The sequence below is a fragment of the Psychrobacter sp. UBA3483 genome (assembly GCF_002377905.1).
In the GTDB taxonomy this organism is placed as follows: Bacteria; Pseudomonadota; Gammaproteobacteria; order Pseudomonadales; family Moraxellaceae; genus Psychrobacter.
In genome coordinates, this window is the sequence record NZ_DFQS01000059.1 from 78,386 (window position 1) to 83,090 (window position 4,705).

Sequence of the window (4,705 nt, forward strand, 5' to 3'; positions counted from 1 at the left end):
TCACGACGTGTCAAAGGTGGCTGATCATATACCACATGACAAATTAGGTCGAAGGGGTCCATGTCCGAACCGATCTCTTCTTGCAATGCTTCCCAAATAATACCAGCGTTTGCCAGCTCATCAATGATGGTTTGTTTACGCTCAGTAGCGTTCCAACGCTTGGTAAACTCATCCAGACTAGTGAACTGCTTAGTAAAAGTTTTGCGAGTATAGTCCTGAAAAGACTCTGTGACCAGCTTACCATCAGTATCATAATACTGGATACGCTGTGCCATTACTTTTACAGGTACGCCTTTCACATGGTATTTTTTCGCGGGCTCACTAACACCCATGTCATCACCAGTATTAGCGCCTAAATCAAAGCCGCTATCATCACTCTGGGTTGTGTAAGCTAGGTCAATGCCATTGGCAATATCTAACTCTGCGCCTGACTCGCCATCCACCACTTCATCAAGCTCATCGCTGCCTTCATTGATCTGCGATGGCGTTACGGTCATGATACGTTCAGGAACACCATCAAAGCGCTCATCTGCAAATAGCTCAGTTGCTTTTTTGAAGTCAAGAATCGTAAACCAAAGCTTGCCGTATTTATCATTGATACGGGTGCCACGACCAATAACCTGCTTAAACTTAGTCATCGATTTGATATTTTGATCTAGCACGATTAGCTTACAGGTTTGGGCATCGACACCTGTGGTCATCAGCTCTGAAGTCGTCGCTATCACAGGATAGGGCTTTTTGGGGTTGATGAAATTATCAAGCTGCGCTTTGCCTAACTCATCATCGCCCGTGATTTTCATGACATACTTTTCGTTCTTTTTGACCTGCTCTGGATTACAGTTAATCAAAGCACGGCGCATCCGTTCTGCATGATCAATATCATTACAGAACACAATGGTTTTGGCCATTGGGTCAGTACGCTGAAGGTAGCTAGTGATGGTTTGTGCCACCAACTCAGTGCGCTCATCGATAACTAAGCTACGATCAAAATCTTTTTGGTTATAAATACGATCATTAATCAATTCACCATGTTTATCTGTCTGTCCTTTGGTTGGACGCCAGCCTTGCATATCGACATCGATATCAACTCGAATCACTTTATAAGGCGCTAAGAATCCATCTTCGATACCTTGCTTTAAGGTATAGGTATAAACAGGGTCTCCGAAATAATAAGAGTTAGAGACCTCATCGGTCTCTTTAGGTGTCGCCGTTAAGCCTACTTGTGTGGCGCTATTAAAATACTCTAATATCTCACGCCAAGCACTGTCTTCAGCAGCACTACCTCTGTGGCACTCGTCAATGACAATCAGGTCAAAGAAGTCTGGTGCGACCTGTTTAAAGGCCTTCTGATGATCTTCTGGGCCTGTTAACGCTTGATATAAGCCAAGATGAATCTCAAAGGCTGGATCAACGGTACGGCCTTCTATTTTGGTCATCGCAGTGCCAAAAGGTTGAAAGTCATTAACCCGAGTTTGATCGACCAAAATATTGCGGTCTGCTAAAAATAAGATACGTTTTTTTTCTCTCGCCTTCCACAGACGCCAAATGATTTGAAATGCAGTATAGGTTTTGCCTGTCCCTGTCGCCATTACGAGTAGGATACGATTTTGTCCGCGAGCAATAGATTCTATGGTCTTATTGATGGCTTGTAGCTGGTAGTAGCGCGGTGATTTACCACTACCATCATCATGATAGTCTTGCGTAATAATAGGCAGCTGTGCTTGCGTATAGCCTTTCCACTGACAATACTTATCCCATAGCTCAGCTGGCGTCGGGAAGTCTGCTAGTGAAATCTCTGCTTCGAGGGTAGTGGTACTGGTCTTATCATGAAAAATAAAGCCATCACCATTAGACGAAAACACAAACGGCACTTCGAGTAGCCCAGCATAATCAAGCGCTTGCTGCATACCCTTACCAATAGAGTGTTTGTTTGCTTTGGCTTCGATAACAGCAAGGGGCAGATTAGGCTTATGATATAAAACAATGTCAGCGGACTTGACTGTTTTACGTACTGCCATTTGACCACGGACGATAACCTTACCATCACGAAGCTTAACCTCTTCACGAATTTGGGTCATATCATCCCAGCCTGAACCGATAACGGCAGGTAGAATGAACTTACTGATAATGTCTGCTTCGGATAATTCTAATTTATTGATACCAGCCATGGCAGTACGTTTCCTATATAGCTAGTGTTATGGATGATTAGTACTTTAACATATGTTCTGTATTTATAGTTCATCACGCTCTTAAACATGTTTTACTAGTAAACAAGAGCGTTTAATATCTTATCTAATTTTGGAAGTGTTTTATTTTAAATTACGTTGAGTAATTAGACATGCAAAATGTATAAATACCAGATTTTAATTGACAAAAATACAGATTTAGATAGAATCATAAAGCATTTAGGATTTTGTCTAAATGGAAGCTTATGTCAACCATTGGACTCCAGTATCAATTAATCCTGATAGTACTATCAGTATCAATTGAGCCTGTCCATGATCTTGATTTAGATACTGTAAGACAGTATTTATAATGATTAGTGTTAGCATAGCACGACTCCTTCGATATGTTAGACTGCGCCACGAGGAGGGATATCTTTTGATATTCGTATGACTTTGGAGGGGTACTTCATAAGAAGTAAAAGATTGCAGTCATCTGACCCTCCTAAGTTGGCAAGGACATCTAATGATAGAGCTTGATCAGAATTTCTTTAAGCAAAGACAAAAAAACCGAAACTATCTACACTTTGACGAAAAACCCTCCTATACTTTTCTCTATGACTACGTCACCAAGCCTTCGAACATAGAACAACACTCATTTTATCCCTTTATTTCGTACAACATAGTTGACGAAAAAATTAAAAAATTAAATAAAAAAGTCATTATCTCATCTAAAGACAGGCTGATTAATTATCCAAGCCATGTCGACAGTGGTATCTACGCTTATTACTCTAAATCCTTAGAAATTCCTTATGAGTCTTACTTAGCAGAAAAATCACTTCAAGATACTGTTCTAGCATTTAGAAAAGTTGAAAAGATTATTGATGGCAATAGAGTATCTCAGTGCAATATACACTTTAGTAAGAACGTCTTCGATTATATTTCTCAGAAAAAAGATTGCTTAGTGCTTTGTTATGACATAACAAAGTTTTTTGACAATCTTGATCATCGCATTCTGAAAGACAACTGGATTCGCTTGTTAGCCACTAATGACTTACCAAAGGATCACTACAAAATATATAGGTCTTTGACAAGATTTGCTTCAGTGGATAAAAAAGGACTATATAAAGAGCTGGGTTTATCACTACATTCTAGAACTCTAAATAAACGGTTGGATAGACTATGTTCTGTCAAAGAATTCCGAGACAAAATAAGAAAAAACGGTCTAGTAACGACTAATAAAAGTAGCAAAGGCATTCCCCAAGGTTCGCCTATGAGTGGCTTGCTATCTAATATCTATATGATGGATTTTGATGAAGCAGTGAGTAAGCATCTAGCAGAAATAGATGGTAAGTATTTCAGATACTGTGATGACATGATTTTCATATTTGATAAAAGTCGTAAGTTTGAGGTAGAAAACCTGGTCAAAGCTGAAATCAATAAATTAAAACTCCCAATTAATGATAAGAAAACTCAGGAAATTGAGTTCAAAAACGGAATTTCAAACTTTAATTCAGGAAGTATTAGCTATAACAATCCATGTAAGCTTCAGTATCTAGGGTTGTTATTCGACGGTGAGAACACTTACTTAAGAGAGACTGGTCTATCTAGATATAATCGTAAGCTAAGGAAAGCCATCAGAATGAGAACCTCCCATTACCAGAGACTAGAATCTAGTCAGCGTAATGGAAGCAGTATGTATATGCGAAAGCTTCATACTAGATTTACTTATATTGGTAAAAGAAATTATATCGGCTATGTTTTTAGGGTTGCTAATGTGCATGACTCTAATAATGTTAAGAGGCAAGTGAAAGGACACTATAGGCTGTTTAATGAATACTTAGCTAAAAAAAATAAGTAGACTCAGTTTATGGAGCCCATCCCGAATTCTGTGTAACTGCCCTTTAGATTAAATGCTTACTAATACGATCATCAAACATAATCATAAAGCGATTCAGAGCAGACGTCCAGTTACGGATGGGCATCGACCACTTTTTAGATGCCTGCTGGGTGGCTAAGTACACCACTTTGAATGCTGCCTGATCAGATGGGAACACCTTACGCTTATTCACTGCCGTCCGAATCACGCTGTTTAGCGACTCTATCGCATTAGTAGTATAAATCGCTTTTCTAATGTCTTTAGGATAATTAAAGAACACCGTTAAGCCCTCCCAGTTATTGCGCCAAGACTTGATGACATGCGGGTACTTATCACCCCACACCTCATCAAAGTGCTCAAGGTTGGCCTCTGCTATCTCAAGCGTATCAGCGCCGTAGATGGCCTTTAAATCAGCCGCTACGGCCTTCTTATCCGTCCATGGCACAAACTTCATTGAATAGCGCACCATATGCACGATACACAGCTGAACCTGAGCGTTGGGATAAACGGTGTTGATAGCATCAGGGAAGCCCTTTAGACCATCAACACAGGCGATTAAGATGTCTTGTACCCCGCGGTTTTGCAGTTCAGTGAGAACCCCTAGCCAGAACTTAGCGCCCTCATTCTCTGATAACCACATACCAAGCAGCTCTTTTTTACCATC

3 protein-coding genes are annotated in these 4,705 nt (G+C 40.0%); 1 reads left to right on the forward strand and 2 read right to left on the reverse strand.

Features of this window, described 5'->3' with window-relative positions; genetic code table 11:
• Positions 1-2,159 (reverse strand): EcoAI/FtnUII family type I restriction enzme subunit R (gene hsdR / locus B2866_RS11335; protein ID WP_296194286.1); only part of this gene is annotated, 2,159 nt, incomplete at its 3' end.
• A gap of 529 nt (positions 2,160-2,688) precedes the next feature.
• On the opposite strand from hsdR, the gene drt2 reads away from it, so the two are divergent.
• Positions 2,689-4,023: an antiviral reverse transcriptase Drt2 gene (gene drt2 / locus B2866_RS11340; RefSeq protein WP_296194262.1), complete on the forward strand. Its 1,335-nt coding sequence runs from the start codon at positions 2,689-2,691 to the stop codon at positions 4,021-4,023.
• A gap of 43 nt (positions 4,024-4,066) precedes the next feature.
• Here the strand turns inward: drt2 and B2866_RS11345 are convergent.
• The coding region (locus tag B2866_RS11345) for an IS256 family transposase (protein ID WP_296194264.1) at positions 4,067-4,705 on the reverse strand (639 nt) is incomplete at its 5' end.